This is a genomic window from Anaerobacillus sp. CMMVII (assembly GCF_025377685.1).
In the GTDB taxonomy this organism is placed as follows: Bacteria; Bacillota; Bacilli; order Bacillales; family Anaerobacillaceae; genus Anaerobacillus.
In genome coordinates, this window is record NZ_JACEHK010000002.1 from 49,172 (window position 1) to 67,648 (window position 18,477).

Genomic DNA, 18,477 nt, shown 5'->3' on the forward strand with positions numbered 1-18,477 from the left:
AAATGGGGGAAAGAAAATGAAGAAATTGTTTTTGTTTTTGCTAGTATCTGTATTAAGTTTTGGTCTTATCGCATGTAATAGTTCAGATTCGAATGGTGATGCGAAAAAATCAGGTGGTAAAGAAAAGCTTACTGTTTGGTCGTTCACAGATGAACTTCAAGAACCAATTGATGTTTTCATGGAAAGACATGATGTTGAGATTGAGTTAACAATTATTCCAATTGCTGACTATCCAACACGTTTAAGACCAGTTCTTGAAAGTGGTTCAGGTGCACCTGATATTTTTACTGGTGAATTAGCATTTATTAAAGATTGGGTTGAACAAGGATACTGGGAAAACCTTTCTCAAGCACCTTATAATGTTGAAGAATTAAAAGGTGACTTTGTTGATTACGTTTTCGATTTAGGTCGTGGTTCTGACGGCAACATTAAAGCGTTATCATGGCAAACAACACCAGGTGGTATTTTCTATAGAAGAAGTATCGCTAAAGAAGTTTTAGGTACAGACGATCCTCAAGTAATTGGTGAGAAGTTCAGTACAATGGACGGACTTTTAAAGTAGGGGAAGAATTAAAAGCTAAGGGATACCGTTTATTCCCTGATGAAGGTGCTGTTCGTTGGTTTGCCCAAGGGAATGATCCTCAAGCATGGGTAAATGCAAATGACGAACTAGTAATGACAGAAGGTCGTTTAAATCATTTTGATTATGCAAAGGAATTACGTGAAAAAGATTTAACAGCGTTTGCACCAGAATGGTCTCCAGCATGGTTTGCTGCAATGGATGGCCCAATCAACTATAATGCAGGTTGGGATGCTGTAGAAGAAAACTCTTCAAATGAAGTAGAAGTATTTGCTTATGCTTTACCAACTTGGGGCCTTCATAGTGTTCTTAAGACGAATACTGAAGAATCTGTTGGTGATTGGGCTGTTACAAATGGACCAAACCCTTACTTCTGGGGTGGAACTTGGTTAGGAATTTATAGTGGTTCGAAAAATAAAGATCTAGCTTGGGAATTTGTGAAAATGATGACACATGATGAAGAGTTTTTAACAAACTGGGCTAAGAAAGCGGAGATGTACTTTCGTATCTTCCTGTAACAGAAAAGATTAAAGGTGACTTTAGTGAGCCGTTCTTAGCTGGACAAAATAACTACACATACTTCTTAGATCAAGCTGAAAGTATTAACCCTGGTCTTGTTACAAGATACGACCAACAAATTGATACTTTATTCGGAAATATGGTTTCAGAGTATGTAGAAGGTGTAAAAACAAAAGAGGAAGCAATTCAAGAATTTTATAACTTAGTAAGAAACGCTTACCCACAAATTAAAACACCAGATCAACAATAATAATAATGAAAGGGGATAGCAGCTTGTTACTATCCCCTTTTATATAAAGGCTCTTTTCGTAAACATTGTCGCTTTGGGTATTAATTCAATAAGAACACTCGATATTTCTACGCTTACAAACTTCAAATATTAGAAAAATTGCCCTGAGAGCTTGGTATATCTTGTCAATACAAGCTATTTTTTAAGCAACAATCTTTAAGAAAACAGTCTATATAAGATCGGAGAAGGAAGGCGCTTATCATGAAAAATAAAAACTATTATGGATATCTGTTTATTTTACCTTTCTTTATCGTCTTTGCTACGTTTAGCATATATCCTATTTTATTAACTTTCTATTATAGTTTTACGAATTATTCAGGCATGGGTACACCGGAATTTATTGGTTTAGCCAACTACAAAAGATTAATCACAGATACGTATTTCCTTCAAGCGTTTATTAACACTTGGTATATCTGGGGGATTAACTTTATCTTTCAAATAGGAATTGCTCTTGGATTAGCTGTACTATTTTCAGATATTCGTTTAAAAATGAAAGGTTTAGGATTTTTTAGAGCGATGTTCTATTTACCAAATTTAATCACAATTGCCTCTGTGGCTTTATTGTTCGGAATATTGTTAGGATGGCACCATGGTACGCTAAATCATCTATTATTAGACCTTGGAATAATTTCTAAACCTATTAACTGGTTGAATAGTCCTACCACAGCACGCTGGTCAGTCGCTTTAATTGGTGCTTGGATGTGGTTTGGTCATACGTTTATTGTCTTAATGGCAGGTATTTCAGGGATTTCCCATGATTATTATGAATCAGCACTTATTGATGGAGCTAATCGTTTTCAGACATTTATTAATATCACGTTACCATTACTAAAGCCGATATTATTATATGTGTTAATTACATCTTTGATTGGTGGCTTGCAAATTTTTGACTTGCCGATGTTAATCACTAATGGCTTAGGTGCTCCACAAGGATCATTAAACACAATGGTATTATACTTGTACAATCAAGCATTTCGTTTTAACAATTACGGTTATGCAGCAGCGGTGGCATATGGATTGTTTATTATCACCGTAATATTCTCATTTATTACTTTTAAAGCAATGTATCGCAAAAGTGTGAACTAGGGGTGAACAACAGTGAGTAAAAGAGGTATCGCAAAAGGTATATTTTATGCCCTATTAATAATGCTTTTAATTATTAGCTTCATACCGTTTTATATGATGATCATTAATGCTACGCGTTCTACAGCGGATATTTTACGACATGGTTTTACGTTATTGCCTGGCAGTTCGTTACTTGACAATTATAACGTGTTATTAAGTTATATGGATGTTTGGAAGGGTTTTAGAAACAGTTTATTTATCGCTGTAAGTGTTACAGTCTTAAGCTCATATTTTTCTGCATTAACAGCATATGGCTTTGCAGTATATAAGTTTAAGGGGAGTAGTATCTTATTTGTTACGGTGTTGGTACTAATGATGGTACCAGGTCAATTAGGCTTAATCGGGTTTTATGATTTAGCGAAAACATTAGGCATTCTTGACAGTTATATTCCATTAATTATTCCTTCAATTGCAGCTCCGTTTACAGTGTTCTTTTTGAGGCAGTTTATTGTTTCGACTTTGCATCCATCGTTATTAGAAGCAGCACGAATTGATGGAGCAGGTGAATTAAGGATATTCCATCAAATTGGTTTTCCAATTATGATGCCGGCAATTGCAACAATGGGGATTTTTACATTCATTGGCTCATGGAACAATTACATTCTCCCGCTTGTTGTACTTTTTACTCCGAGCAAATATACATTACCAGTTATGATGGGGGCTTTAAGAGGTTCGCAAGTAGAGTCAAATATCGGGGCAATGTATTTGGGAATTGCCATTTCAGTAGTACCGATCATGATTATGTTCTTATTCTTATCTAAATACATTATCAGCAGTATCTCAGCAGGATCAGTGAAGGAATAACAGAATTTTAGAAGAGGTGTCATATATGTCACAGTTTAAGAAAGAATTTATTTTTGGAACAGCAACGTCCTCCTATCAAATTGAAGGAGCCTACAATGAAGGTGGTCGCTCTCTATCTATATGGGATACATTTGCTAGAACTCCAGGGAAGGTTATCAATGGTGATACGGGGGATGTTGCTTGTGATCACTACCACCGTTATGAGGACGATGTTCAGCTTATTAAAGAGTTAGGTGTTGATTCTTACCGTCTTTCAATTGCATGGCCAAGAATTTTCCCACAAGAAGGTGTCTATAACGAAGAAGGAATGAATTTTTATAAATCGTTAATTTCTGAGTTGTTGAAAGCCGGAATAAAGCCAATGGTAACTCTTTATCACTGGGATTTACCGATGTGGGCACATGAAAAAGGTGGCTGGGTGAGTAGAGACTCTGTTTCGTGGTTTCTTGAATTCGCTGAAAAATGCTTTGAGGAATTAGATAAGTATGTGTATTCTTGGATCACTCATAATGAGCCATGGTGTGCAAGTTTCTTAAGCTATATTCAAGGACACCATGCACCAGGTCATAAAAATATTGAAGAAGGATTGAAAGCAGCTCATCATATCCTTCTCTCTCATGGAAAAGCGGTGCAACTCTTAAAGGGGAAATTTAATTCTAAGACTCCGATTGGAATTACACTGAATTTATCTCCAACGTATCCTGCGAGTGGTTCATTTAATGATCAAGTAGCTAGTAATAACATTGATGGCTATACAAATCGTTGGTTTTTAGATCCTATCTTTAAGGGAAGTTATCCACTAGATATGGTGAATCTTTTCTCGAAGTCAGTTCATGATTTTGGTTTTATTAAGACAGGTGATTTAGAAACAATCGCAGTTGAATGTGATTTCTTTGGTATTAACTACTACAATCGCGCACTAGTGGAGTTTGACGGAACAAGTAATTTTCTCTTCACTTCTGCATATTCGGACTATCCTAAAACTGGAATGGGCTGGGATGTTTCACCAAAAGAGTTTAAAGAATTAATTCATCGTCTAAGACGAGAATATACAGATCTGCCAATCTATATCACTGAAAATGGAGCGGCATATGACGATGTTTTAGAAGCAGATGGAAATGTCCGCGATAAAGAAAGAACCGACTATGTTGTAAAACATATTACTGCAGTTCGTGAGCTAGATGAAGAAGGCATGAATATGGCTGGTTATTTTCTTTGGTCGCTTTTTGATAATTTTGAGTGGGCCTTCGGATATGAAAAACGTTTTGGGATTTTTTATGTTGATTTCAAGACACAACAAAGATATTGGAAAGATAGTGCGAAACGTTATAAGGAAATTGTAAAGAATAGATCGATATAATTTTAAGAGAGCCCAATAACAGGATAGCGAAGATGAATTTGTTGAAGTTGAGGTTGAAAGACGTTCAATTGCAACATTTATCATTTAATCGAGCTTTACCAATCTAAACGTCGTAGTTTCGAATGGTTTTTACGCAACTACACTTTGAACTTAGTAGCGAAAATAATGAATGACCGTTTTGGGGGAATGACATGTATTCACTAAAAGAAAATCAAAACTTTGAGATTGAACAATTTCAACAACGCCCGACATTCTCTAGTTTTTTACCAGGGATCGCTGGCGTAGATGGAATTCCAATGTGGGTATTTTACGTAAATCGCGGCCAAGGAATTGCGAGCTTTGGGGTCCAAGATAAAAATCATGCAATTATGGAATTTTTACCAGCCGATAAATCGTATCAGCTTGTCCAAGTCCAAGGATTTCGAACATTCATTAAGATTATTGAGAATGGCGAGACAACGTTTTTAGAGCCATTTTCGTCCCAATGTTACTCAGACGCGAAAGAAACAATGGTGATTTCCGAGAACAAACTCGCTCTAGAATACGTCAACAAAGCACACGGCATTAAGATGAGTGTAGAGTATTTTATTTTACCAGAGTCACCTGTGGCTGGCCTCGTTCGTCATGTGAAGTTCCAAAACTTATCCAATAATGAAAAGCAAATTGAATTATTAGATGGACTACCGTCTGTATTTCCTAGTGGAGTTCCTAATGCTGCGTATAAGGAATTAGGAAATACGATTAAGAGCTGGTTTGATGTTTATAATCTTGAAAATGACATCCCTTTCTATAAATTAAGAGGAAGCATGGAAGACACGGCTGAAGTAAAAGAAGTACATCAAGGAAACTTCTTTATGAGCTTGATCTCTTACCGTGGTGAGGAAAAACGTTCGAAGCCAATTATTGATCGTGATATCATCTTTGGAACGGATACAACATTACAATTGCCTCAAAACTTTATGAAAGAGACGATCGAAGCGTTAATGGCTGAAGAAGGGCAGACAACGAATAAAGTGTCATGTGGTTTTACAGCGACTAAAGTGGAGTTAGAGCCGAATGAAGAACTAGAGATTTATACAGTTGTTGGTCATGCTAGTGAGCTTCAAACCGTTAATACGTATGTGAAAGAAGAAATTACAATATCACGGTTACGCAACATGCAGAAGATTGCAGCGACCATTACTGATAAAATTACTAAACCGATTAAAAGCAAAACAGGCCAACCGCTCTTTGATGCATATAGTCGCCAAAGCTATTTAGATAATGGCCTTCGTGGTGGATTCCCGGTTGTGTTTGGAAATGACGAAACGCAAAGCTTGTATTATTTATATTCACGTAAGCATGGTGATTTAGAACGAGATTACAACTTCTTCTCACTTAGTCCTACTTACTATTCTCAAGGGAATGGGAATTATCGTGATATTAACCAAAATCGCCGTTGTGATGTCTTTTTTGAGCCAAAAGTAAAGGATTACAATGTTAAACTGTTTATGAATTTAATTCAACTAGATGGATACAATCCCCTTGGAGTGAAAGGTGTTAGGTTTTCAATCAATTCGAGGTCGTTTGATTTTACTCCTTACGTACCAAAAGAAGCTGAAGAGAAAGTAAGGGAATTCTTCAATTCTTCTTACACGCCAGGAGAGCTTAAACATTTCTTAGAGGATGAAAAAGTAACATTGTCGACGACCTTCGATGAGTTTTTAGCGGAAGTCTTGAGTGTTTCAGAACATTTATTCCAAGCCGAGTTCGGCGAAGGGTATTGGATGGACCACTGGACATATAACCTTGATTTAATTGAAAGTTATCTAGCGATTTATCCAGATAAAAAGGAAGAATTATATTTCAACAAAGAGTATCAGTACTTTGAGAGCCCAGCTAGAGTTAAGAAACGTGCTGATAAATATGTCATAAACAATGGTAAGTTGCGTCAGTACGGTGCGATTTACGAAGATAAACAAAAAGAGCATGAAGCTGCCCCAAATAATGGAGTAATGTGGATAAAAGAGAACCGTGGACAAGGTGATATTTATAAAACAACACTTTACTCTAAGCTATTTCTTCTCGGTCTCGTAAAAACAGCAACACTAGCTCCAATGGGACTAGGTGTAGAAATGGAAGCGGATAAACCTGGGTGGAACGATTCTTTAAATGGTTTACCAGGAATGATTGGTGCGAGTACTTCAGAATTATTTGAAGTAAAACGTCTATTTGACCTTCTTTTAGAGGTAACTGATGAAGAGAAAGTAGCACTGCCAATCGAAGCAGCTGATTTTCTAAGTGGCGTTATAAATGCAATTAAGAAAGTCGAAGTTTCAGCAATTAGTGAAGACGTGTATTGGCATGAGGTAGCGACACTAAGAGAGAACTACCGTGAGACAATATATCAAGGCATTAGTGGTGAAGAGTCTGTATACACGATAGAAGAAATGAAAGAAATCAGTCAAACCCTTAAGGCCAGAGTCGAGAAAGGAATTGAGCGAGTTCGTTCTTATAATGGAGAGCTTGTTCCTACGTACTTCTATTTTGAACCGAAGAACAGTTTAGATAATGGAGTACCAGCGATTTCAGAGCTAGAGTGGACACCAAAAGCAGTAACACCGTTTCTTGAGGGGATTGTCAAATCATTAAAATTGACAGAAGACAGGCAGGAAGCGAAAAAGATTTATCATGCCGTTCGTGCTTCTGATATTTATGATAACAAGTTAGGTATGTACAAGACGTCGATGTCAATTCAAGAAGAGCCGAATGAGCTTGGACGTGCAAACGCATTTACCCCTGGATGGTTAGAGAACGAGTCGATCTTCTTGCATATGGAATATAAGTACTTGTTAGCGACACTTAAGTCAGGATTAGCAGCGGAATTTTATGAGGATATGAAAACAGCGTTAATCCCATTCCTAGATCCAAAAGTATATGGAAGAAGTACGCTAGAGAATAGTTCGTTTATTGCAAGTAGTGCAAACCCTAATCCGAAGCTACACGGTCGTGGCTTTGTATCAAGGTTAAGTGGTTCAACGATTGAGTTTATGAATATGTGGTTTGTGATGATGACAGGTGGTAAACCATTTAAGGTGGAGGGTGAAGAACTTGTTTGTCAACTGTCTCCAATCCTTCCAAGCTGGATGTTTACAGAAAACGGTGAAGTCTCTTGTACGTTCCTCGGAGCGTGTGAACTTACGTACGTAAACACTAAGAAGGTGGACACATTTGGAGATAACGCAGCCCTACCTGTACAATACACAATCACTTATGGCAATGGAGAGAGTGTTACTCTCCAAGGTGACTCTGTAAGAGGAACCCATGCTGAAGATATTCGAAATGGTAAGATAACAAAAATTCAAGTTCAATTAGGTTAATTTCATAATTACCTTAATCAAGCTAGTAGTTACGAATACTTATATGTACCTACAATTTGAACTTATTAGTGAAAATAATGAATTCTGAAAATCATTAGCTTAGTTTTATTGAAACTGGGTGATAGAAAGTAGGTAATGAACTTGCCTACTTTCTACTCTTCGATAAAATCGAAAGCGCTTTCGATTTTTAGTTTAAACATCCATGATTCTCACCCATATAACAATTTAGGTAATTAAGGAGGTGATTTACAACGTCATTCTTAATTTTTACCTGTTATTTTATTTTAGAGTGAATTTCATAATTACCTTAAACGAGCTATATCCATCTAAATGCAGTTTCGAAAGCTTTATACGAAACGACATTTAATACTTATATAGTGAAAATGATGAATTATGAAATTCATTAAAATGGAGGGAAGTCAATTTATGTTAAAGAAATCTATTAATATGTTCTTAGTATTTCTATTAATTCTTTCTAATTTTAGTATGGTTGTAGGTGCGAATGAAATGGATGAAGCACAAGATGACTGGACACTAGTTTGGTCTGATGAGTTTGAAGGAGATGAATTAGACGGAACGAAGTGGACTCGTGATCTTGGTAATGGATTTTTTCAAGCTGATGGAACATTTATCCCAGGTTGGGGAAATGAAGAGTTACAATCGTATCAAGATGATAATGTAAGAGTTGAGAATGGGAAATTGATCCTTGAAGGGCGTAAAGAAACTGTTACTGATCGTACAGGTACATATAATTACACTTCTGGGAAAGTTCACACCCAAGGCAAGTTCAGTCAAAAATATGGTAGATTTGAAGCGAGTATCAAGCTCCCTGAAGGACAAGGATATTGGCCAGCGTTTTGGATGATGCCTGAAGAGGACGTCTATGGTGGCTGGGCTGCTTCTGGAGAAATTGATATTATGGAGAACGCTGGTAGTCATCTAAATAAGATTGGTGGCGCAATTCATTACGGAGGCCAATGGCCAAATAATACGTATACAGCAAAAGATTATTATTTCCCAGATGGAAAAGACATTACTGATTTCAACTTATATGCTGTTGAGTGGGAGCCAGGGGAAATTCGTTGGTATGTAAATGATGTTTTGTACCAAACAGTAAACAATTGGAGTTCTACTAGTAATGGAAATCCTGCGAAATTTTCATATCCAGCTCCTTTTGATCAAGAATTTTATATTATTTTAAACCTAGCTATCGGGGGCTGGTATGGTGGGAACCCTAATGATACAACACCATTTCCTGGAGAAATGCTCGTCGATTATGTTCGTGTGTATGAATTAACAGGGAGAGATTATCGTGAGCCGGTAGAGCCAGTATTTGCACCGGTGGAATTACCTGCTGATGCAAAAGTAGCAGTCGATGGAAACTATGTGTATGACACAAACTATGAAAAAGGTTTCACAGTTTTAAGATCTGGTGAAGAAGAATGGAACAATACTTATTGGAATTTCTTAAATTTAAATGAGTTTAACGGGACAGGTTCAGTTTCAGTTGATACGTTAAACGGCGATAAATTTGCAAAAGTTGACATCGCCAATGGTGGGAATCAAACTTATTCAATCCAATTAATTCAAAACGTAACAATGGGTACAGGAAGATGGTACAAGTTAAGTTTTGACGCAAAATCCAACACTAACCGGAACATCAATGTAAAAATTGGTGGGGGAGCAGATCGTGGTTGGACAGCGTATTCTCCAAATATGGATTATTCTTTAACAAATGAAGTGCAATCGTATGAAATGGTATTCCAAATGCAACATGATACTGATCCTCGTGCACGTCTTGAGTTTAACTTAGGTATTAACTCAAACCCTGTATGGATTGGTAATGTCGTAGTGGAAGAAGTAGACGCGTTAGATCCTTATAATGAAGATGCAGCGAAGCGTCCTTTGAGAGATGGAAACCATGTTTACAATGGTACATTCGATCAAGGTAGAATGGACCGTATGACGTATTGGAACTTCGATACAGAAGGAGCAATTGCAAAGGCTTCTGTTGACCCTGATACTAGAAAACTAGCTGTTGCAATTACTGACGGTGGTACTAGCGTTGATTCTATTAAACTAGTACAAAAAGGAATGAATCTTCTTCCAACTGATGAATATAAGTTAACGTTTGATGCTAAAGCAGGAGCAGCTAGAAATATCGAAGTTGCATTGCTGAGCAAAGATGGTAGCGTAAATTACTCGGGCAATCAAGTGATCTCGTTAACTACGAATATGGGAACAAAAGAAGCAACATTGGTTATGCCGAATGTACAAGACATTGAAGGACAACTAGTATTCTTCTTAGGTGGAAATGCTAGTGATATAGTAATTGATAACTTAAAAATGGTTCGCACAACGAATAATAATGCTAGTGTTACAGTTGAGCAAGCTTTCCCATTGAAGAATGGTGACTTCTCAAGTGGTTTGAAACATTGGGACCAACATATTCACGGTGTTTATGAGCCATCTTCAGAAGCGACGTTTGATGTTGTAGATAGTACATTCAAAGCTAATATTATTAATACGGGTTGGGAGCCGTGGCATGTCCTATTAATGCAAAATGGGATGAAACTTTTAAGAAACCAAACGTATGTAGTAGAGTTTGATGCGAAATCTACAGTAGATAGAAACATAGAAGTAGTATTAGAAAACGCAAGTTATCAACGATATTTTGCAGAAAAAGTAGAATTGACAAATGCCCTACAAACATATAAATATGAATTTGTAATGAGTAATGATGAGACAGTAGACTTGAAATTCTTATTAGGAAAAATTGTTGGTTCTGATGATATTGGCAATCATGAAGTAGTCATCGATAACGTAAAGCTTGAGGTTAAAGGTGAAAGAGAACGATATTTCCCATTAACAAATGGTGACTTCATTAATGGAATAGAAGGTTGGCACAATCACGTTCAAGGTGTTTGGGAAGGACAATCAAGGGCTTCTTTTGGTGAAGAAGATGGAAAAGCTAAAATAACTGTCGATCACACTGGAAATGATACTTGGCATGTACAGTTTTTCCAAGATAACATTACGTTAGAAGAAGGACTAACATATGTCATTCAATTTGATGGAAGTGCGTCAATCAATAGAAATATTGAACTAATTGTTGAAAATGCAAGTTACCACCGTTATTTCTCAGAAGAAATCTCATTAACAACTCAGACTGAAACATATAAATATGAATTCGATATGAATTCAACTGACGTAACTGCATTAAAATTTTTACTAGGTTCGGTAGGAGGCGTCATAGCTGATAGTCACGATATCTTCATTGATAATGTAAGACTAGAAGTAAAAGGTGCTCGTGAAGTATTAAATGGAAGTCAAGATGATGAAGAACCAACAGAACCTGCTAATCCAGATGATAAAGTGTGGAAAGAAGTTGGAGATAACTTAATCATTGATGGTACTTTCGATACGACAACTGAGTTTGGTAACCCAGGTAGTACCTTACCTTGGAATGTACACAACCAAGGTGTCCATGAAGAATGGGCAGGTCTTGCAGACTTTTCTGTAGTTGATGGTGTCTTACATGCAGAGATTAAGCAAGTTGGTTGGGACTGGTGGCATATTCAATTGCTACAAGCTGTTACGGTCCCAAGCGGAACGTATAAAATTGCCTTTGATATGCAATCAGACCATGAACGCCCTGTAAACGTAGAATTAGTAGGTTCAGGCACTGGAATTCAGAAATTTAATGTAGATGCTACGATGGAAACACATGAGGTCATTATTGAAGTGACTGAAACAGGAAATTATAGCCTTATGTTTGGATTAGGTAGAGAAGGCGCAGATCCAGAATTATCTACACCATACACAATTTTAATCGACAACGTAAGATTAGTAGAAGTTGAAGAAGTAGAGGGAACTGAACCAGGTGAAGAGCCAGGAGACGGTCAACCAGGTGAAGAGCCAGGAGACGGTCAACCAGGTGAAGAGCCAGGAGACGGTCAACCAGGTGAAGAGCCAGGAGACGGTCAACCAGGTGAAGAGCCAGGAGACGGTCAACCAGGTGAAGAGCCAGGAGACGGTCAACCAGGTGAAGAGCCAGGAGACGGTCAACCAGGTGAAGAGCCAGGAGACGGTCAACCAGGCGAAGAGCCAGGAGATGGTCAACCAGGTGAAGAGCCAGGAGACGGTCAACCAGGTGAAAAACCAAGAGACGATAAAAAAGGTGAAAAATCAAAAGACGATCAACCAGGTAAAGATCCAAAAACTAAAAAAGATACGGATAAGAAATTACCAAATACAGCGACAAATAGTTTTAACTTGTTACTAGTAGGTTTAACGTTAATTATCCTAAGTGGAATCGCTCTCTTTGTGAAACGCAGAAGAAATTTGGCTTAAATATTTTATGGTATTAAAGGTAAAAATGTCTGTTCTCCCAATGAGTCAGACATTTTTGCATTTAATATTGGCAATCTTAGTTTTAAATTGTGTTCAATTTGTAAAAGTTAATCAAGACCATCATTGGTAGAACCTTTCAGAGGATTGATTTTGAGAACCTAGTTTCATTACAAGTAGCAATTTAACATTTGAAAATTAATCTGCAGACTTTGACTTACAAACTGCGGAATTAGGAGGTGATTAGATGAAATCAGAAGGATTTGGTGGAAAGGTATATCAAGCTCTCGATTTATTTATGAAAATAGCTTATTTAAATTTATTATGGATTTTATTCACGGTGATCGGATTAGTCATTTTGGGAGTCTTCCCTGCATCAGTAGCTTTACTTTCGATTATTAGAAAATGGCTAATGAAAGATACGGATATACCAATTTTTAAGAGTTTTTTCTTTGAATTTAAAAAGGAATTTATTCGTTCGAATATTTTTGGGTTTATTTTTATTTTTGCAGCTGCCATTTTATACACTAATTTTAGTTATATACTCCATGGCAGTGGCCCACTACAAAGCATTCTTATTATAGGGCTAATTATTAATGGGTTCATATTTTTAATAACATTCATCTATTTTTTCCCTGTATACGTTCATTATAAGTTAAAGTTTCGTGAATATTTTAAGCATTCATTTCTCATGGGTTTGATAAATATCCATCACTTGTTATTGATATGTTTCCTTTTTTTCATAATCTACCATCTCTTCATATACTTTCCCGTTTACGTGGGGTTATTTTTACCAAGTATGATTGGAATGACGGTTATGTCAATCACCTTAATTTCTTTTAATAATTTTGAAAAGAAAAAAGCAAGATTAGAGAAGTCGTAATTGGTGGGGACCATGCTATTCTGTTTTAATGATAGGCTATTTTCGTAAACTTTGTGGCTTTTAGGTCGTTTGAGAATAAATAAGCCTTTTGGGACAAATTTATTTATTCTCAAAAGCTTCACGCAAAGCGTGAAGAACCAAGCATTCGCTTGGTTACGACCTAAAAGCTAATAGCAACGAAGAGAGTCTTTAGAAAAGAACGTAATGATAATAAAGAAGTGTGAGGATACATGTGATGAACTATAGACGATTAGGTAATACAGGAATAAAAGTTTCCGAAGTTGGTTTTGGTGCATGGCAGTTAGGAAACCAAAGAGATTGGGGACAAATGTCCGATCAAGAAGCTATTTGCTTAGTCCATGAGGCTATTAGTTTTGGGTGTAACTTTTTTGATACTGCTCCTAACTACGGTTTAGGAAAAAGCGAAGAGTTGTTAGGGAAAGCATTTCTCGGAAAAAGAGATAGAGTCGTTATTAGTACAAAGTTTGGTCATCATTCTGATAACACTCAAAATTTCGATGCGAAACTAATCCGTTCTTCCCTTGAAGCAAGTCTTACACGTCTTCAAACCGATTATGTTGATTGCCTTCTTTTACATAATCCACCGTTTGAATGTTTCAATGGCAGCAGTCCACAATTCGAGATCTTAGAAAAATTGAAAGAAGAAGGGAAAATTCGTGCATTCGGAGCTTCAGTAGATTCTAGTCATGAAGTATTAGAATTATTGGAAATGACAAATTGCCAAGTCATTGAAGTCATGTACAATATTTTTCATCAAGAACCTGCAAAAGCTTTTCCGCTTGCTCACGAGAAAGAAGTAGGATTAATCGTGAAAGTACCGTTAGATTCAGGGTGGCTTTCAGGTAAATATGATCAGTATAGTCGTTTTGACGGTGTACGAAACCGTTGGTCTAAAGAACAAATTGAGAGAAGGGCAACACTGCTTTCAAAATTAACTTTTTTAACAGATGAAGAAACTACCTTAGCTCAAGCTGCCCTTCGATTTATTTTAGCTAGTCAAGCTGTATCAACAGTCATACCAGGTGCTAGAGAAGTGAAACAATTAAGAGAAAATTTTTCAGCTAGTGAGTTCCAATTGTCTAATGAAAGTGTAAAAGTACTACAGGAGCTTTGGGAAGAAGAGTTGGCGAATAACCCTCTAGCTTGGTAAAAGTACATTTTAAATTTATGGAGGAATAAAAATGGGATATAAACCGAATGAGCAAAGATATGAATCAATGGTTTACAATCGATGTGGTAGGTCTGGTATTAAACTACCGGCCCTTTCACTAGGATTATGGCACAACTTTGGTGGAGTAGATGTTTTTGAAAATGGACGTGCTCTGATTAGAAAAGCTTTCGATTTAGGCATTACGCACTTTGACCTTGCTAATAATTACGGACCGCCACCCGGATCGGCAGAAGAAAATTTCGGGAAGATCTTACGTCAAGACTTTGCGGGGTATAGAGATGAAATGATTATATCTACAAAAGCAGGCTACGGAATGTGGCAAGGGCCATATGGTGAGTGGGGATCAAGGAAGTATTTAGTTTCAAGTCTTGATCAAAGTTTAAACAGGATGGGACTAGATTACGTGGATATTTTTTATCACCATAGACCAGATCCGGAGACACCTCTTGAAGAAACAATGATGGCGCTTGATCATGTCGTCAAACAAGGTAAAGCCCTTTATGTTGGAATATCTAATTATGGGGTAGAGGAAACGAAGCAGGCAATTGATATTTTAAGAAAATTAGGTACACCGTTACTTATTCATCAGCCAGCTTATTCAATGTTAAATCGCTGGGTTGAGGACGGGTTAACATCTCTCCTACAAGAAGAAGGGGTAGGATGTATTGCCTTTGTTCCGCTTGCACAAGGATTGTTAACAAACCGTTATTTAAATGGTGTTCCTACAGATTCTCGTGCATCTAAAGCAGATAGCTTTTTAAATCGTGGTGATATTACAGAAGAAGTCATTCAAAAAGTACAAAAATTAAATGAAGTAGCACAAGAACGTGGTCAATCTCTTGCGCAAATGGCGATTGCATGGGTGCTTCGTGAACAAAAGATCACTTCTTGTTTAATCGGTGCTAGTAAAGTGAGTCAACTTGAAGAGAATGTAGCAGCCCTCAATAACCTTGATTTCAGTTCGGAAGAGCTACAGTTGATTGATCATATATTAAGGGCAGATAGATTAGCTGATTAATCAAATATTGCTTAAAAATAGGAGGTAGATGTAATGACAAAGAAGACATACGGGGTTCCATTAAAAGGATTTGCGGAGTTTAGTAGAAGAGTTGCTGCTGATGGTGCCGTTTTATTAAAAAATGAAGGACAAGCTCTTCCTATTAAGGAAGGAGAAAGTATTTCAATTTTTGGAAGAAGTCAAATTGACTACTATAGAAGTGGAACGGGATCAGGTGGTAGTGTAAATGTTGAGTACACTACCAATTTATTGGGAGGACTTAGAAATAAGAAAACAGTCAATGTCGATGAAGATTTAGCGACAACATATGAGAAGTGGTTAGAAGAAAATCCTTTTGATAATGGTGGTGGTGGCTGGGCAGCCGAGCCATGGTTTCAAAAGGAAATGCCATTAACAGAAGAGATCGTTTCAAAGGCAAGGAATAAGTCCGATAAAGCTATCGTTGTGATTGGAAGAACCGCTGGTGAGGATAAAGATAACGCTGATGAGCCAGGAAGCTATCAGTTGACAAATGACGAAAAGAACATGATTAGACTAGTGACCAAGAATTTTGAGCAAGTCATTATTGTCTTGAATGTATCGAACATTATTGATATGGCTTGGTTGAATGATGAAGATTACCTTCATTCGATTCAATCCGTCCTCTACGTATGGCAAGGAGGAATGGAAGGAGGGAATGCCGCAGCCGATGTCATCGTTGGCGATATTACTCCGAGTGGTAAATTAACGGATACAATTGCCTATTCGATTGATGATTATCCGTCTACCCGTAATTATGGCGATGAACTTAAAAACTATTATCAGGAAGATATCTATGTGGGTTATCGCTACTTTGAGACGTTTTGCCCTGAGAAAGTTCAGTTTGAATTTGGCTATGGCTTATCTTATACCGAGTTTGCGGTAGAAACTGACAGTGCTAAACTTCTGACAAAAGATGGTGAAAAGCATGTTGAAGTTGTGGTGACAGTTAAAAACACTGGAGCAACATATGCAGGGAAAGAAGTTGTACAAGTTTACTATGAAGCACCACAAGGAAAGTTAGGCAAACCAGCTAAAGTGCTAGCTGGATTTACGAAAACAAGATTACTAGAGCCTGGAGAGTCTCAATGCGTCTCTGTTAGTTTTCCAGTGAGTAGTATCGCCTCTTATGACGATGCTGGCGTCACTGGTCATCCTTCTGCTTACGTAATAGAAAGCGGATGGTACAACTTTTATGTAGGAACGAGTGTTAAGAAGGTTGAAAAAGTTGAGATTGATGGAGAAAGTGGTTACTTCGTTGAAGAACTGCAAGTAATCGAACAATTAGAAGAAGCGTTAGCACCAGTAGAGAGTTTTACGAGAATGAAACCAGGTGTTCAAAAAGAAGACGGTTCTTATGAATTTACGTATGAAGATGTTCCGAAACGCAAGATTTGTTTAGCAGGTCGAATAGAAAAGAACCTTCCTCAAACGTTGGAGCAGACGGGTGATCAAGGCTATAAATTAAGAGATGTCTTTGATCAAAAAGTTGGTATGGAAGACTTTATCGCTCAGTTAACAGATGAAGAACTTGCAACGATTGTTAGAGGAGAAGGAATGAGTAGTCCATTGGTTACACCTGGAACCGCTTCAGCCTTTGGTGGCCTAAGTGATCGTTTATTCGCCTTAGGTATTCCAATTGCTTGTACAGCTGATGGCCCATCAGGAATTCGAATGGAAAGTGGAGCATTGTCAACGCAGGTGCCAATTGGAACCTTACTTGCTGCGACTTGGGATATTGAATTAGTTGAAGAACTTTATGAAATGGAAGGAAAAGAATTAGTCTCAAATGACATCGATGTTTTACTTGGCCCTGGGATGAATATTAGACGTAGTCCACTAAATGGACGTAATTTCGAATACTTTTCAGAAGATCCACTAATAACAGGAGTTTTCGCGACAGCTGTTACTCGTGGAATCATGAAAGGTGGATCAAATGCAACGCTGAAACACTTTGCTTGTAATAATCAAGAGAAAGCCCGACACAATGTAGACGCCGTTGTTTCAGAACGTGCGATTAGGGAAATTTATTTAAAAGGGTTTGAACTGGCAGTAAAACAAGGTGGTGCCAATTCCATTATGACGGCATATAATCCGATCAATGGGCATTGGACCGCTTCCAATTACGATTTAGCGACGACTGTACTTCGCAAGGAGTGGGGCTTCAAAGGAATCGTGATGACTGATTGGTGGGCAAAAATGAATGATGTCGTAACTGGAGGAGAAGCGGCAACTGAATATACGAACTTTATGGTTCGTTCCCAAAATGATCTATACATGGTTGTTAATAACTATGGAGCAGAAATCAACTCTGGAAATGACAATACGATTGAATCGTTAAAGAATGGATCTTTAACACGTGGGGAGTTACAACGTGCTGCAATGAATATATGTGATTTCTTAATGCATGCACCTGTATTTTCACGCAAACAAGAGATTGAAGAATCCGTAACGAAGTTTGAAGCGAATCCATCTCTATCACCAGAAGAAGTGCAAAATCTATCTGAAAACCCTAGGATAACACCATCACGCTTGGCATCGACGTTTATGAAAGTAGAACATGCTGGCATGTATCGTATTATTGTAAAAATTATGTCACCAAAAACGAATTTAGCTCAAACAGCTTGTAATCTTAAACTGAATGATGAATTTGTGACGACGATTCAGACCAATGGTACAGATGGTAAATGGATTAGACAAAAACTTGTGAAAATTGAACTTGAAGAAGGACTTTATAAGTTAAATCTAGAGTCTTTAAAGTCTGATTTGGAAATTGAATGGATAGAGTTTAAGTGTCTATAATTACATTCAAATAAAAGTAATAAACCCTTGGCTTACCAAGGGTTTATTTTCTGCTTAGTTTTATCATTTTAAAGTTGGTAATCATGAGTTTCCCACGGTATTTGCTTGTATATTTAGCTGGACAAAATTCATAGACAACTGTCCTCTCATAATGTACTAAGAAGTAAGAGTAAAGGGG

Annotated in this window: 10 protein-coding genes and 1 pseudogene; all 11 read left to right on the plus strand. The window is 37.3% G+C overall.

Going from position 1 to position 18,477, the window contains the following annotated elements; genetic code table 11:
• Positions 1-16 precede the first annotated feature (16 nt).
• The 11 genes and pseudogenes from H1D32_RS24875 (at position 17) to H1D32_RS04520 (ending at position 18,299) form a co-directional block, all read left to right on the plus strand.
• On the plus strand, positions 17-562 hold the full coding sequence (locus tag H1D32_RS24875; protein ID WP_314733345.1) for an ABC transporter substrate-binding protein: 546 nt from the start codon (positions 17-19) through the stop codon (positions 560-562).
• Between the two features lie 101 nt (positions 563-663).
• Positions 664-1,098 (plus strand): annotated as a pseudogene (locus H1D32_RS24880) (extracellular solute-binding protein); the annotation flags it as partial.
• 491 nt (positions 1,099-1,589) lie between these two features.
• Positions 1,590-2,474 (plus strand): carbohydrate ABC transporter permease, encoded by an 885-nt coding sequence (locus tag H1D32_RS04480; protein WP_261176996.1) that lies wholly within the window; start codon positions 1,590-1,592, stop codon positions 2,472-2,474.
• 12 nt (positions 2,475-2,486) lie between these two features.
• Positions 2,487-3,317, plus strand: a complete 831-nt coding sequence (locus H1D32_RS04485) for a carbohydrate ABC transporter permease (RefSeq protein WP_261176997.1) — start codon at positions 2,487-2,489, stop codon at positions 3,315-3,317.
• Positions 3,318-3,342: 25 nt separating this feature from the next.
• Complete coding sequence (locus H1D32_RS04490) at positions 3,343-4,677, plus strand: GH1 family beta-glucosidase (protein WP_261177002.1); 1,335 nt, start codon at positions 3,343-3,345, stop codon at positions 4,675-4,677.
• Between the two features lie 191 nt (positions 4,678-4,868).
• Entirely contained in the window at positions 4,869-8,036 is a 3,168-nt protein-coding gene (locus tag H1D32_RS04495; protein WP_261177003.1) for a hypothetical protein, read from the plus strand.
• A 426-nt stretch (positions 8,037-8,462) separates the two neighbouring features.
• Positions 8,463-12,389 carry a carbohydrate binding domain-containing protein gene (locus H1D32_RS04500; RefSeq protein ID WP_261177005.1) on the plus strand — a complete coding sequence of 1,309 codons (3,927 nt, stop codon included), beginning with the start codon at positions 8,463-8,465 and terminating at the stop codon, positions 12,387-12,389.
• A gap of 244 nt (positions 12,390-12,633) precedes the next feature.
• A complete protein-coding gene (locus tag H1D32_RS04505) occupies positions 12,634-13,269 on the plus strand; it encodes a YesL family protein (RefSeq protein WP_261177006.1) in 636 nt (211 codons plus the stop codon).
• 235 nt (positions 13,270-13,504) lie between these two features.
• Positions 13,505-14,440: an aldo/keto reductase gene (locus H1D32_RS04510; RefSeq protein WP_261177007.1), complete on the plus strand. Its 936-nt coding sequence runs from the start codon at positions 13,505-13,507 to the stop codon at positions 14,438-14,440.
• Positions 14,441-14,471: 31 nt separating this feature from the next.
• Positions 14,472-15,479 (plus strand): L-glyceraldehyde 3-phosphate reductase, encoded by a 1,008-nt coding sequence (gene mgrA, locus H1D32_RS04515; protein WP_261177008.1) that lies wholly within the window; start codon positions 14,472-14,474, stop codon positions 15,477-15,479.
• A gap of 33 nt (positions 15,480-15,512) precedes the next feature.
• Positions 15,513-18,299, plus strand: coding sequence for a glycoside hydrolase family 3 protein (locus H1D32_RS04520; protein WP_261177009.1), 2,787 nt, complete (start codon positions 15,513-15,515; stop codon positions 18,297-18,299).
• The last annotated feature ends 178 nt before the right edge of the window (positions 18,300-18,477 follow it).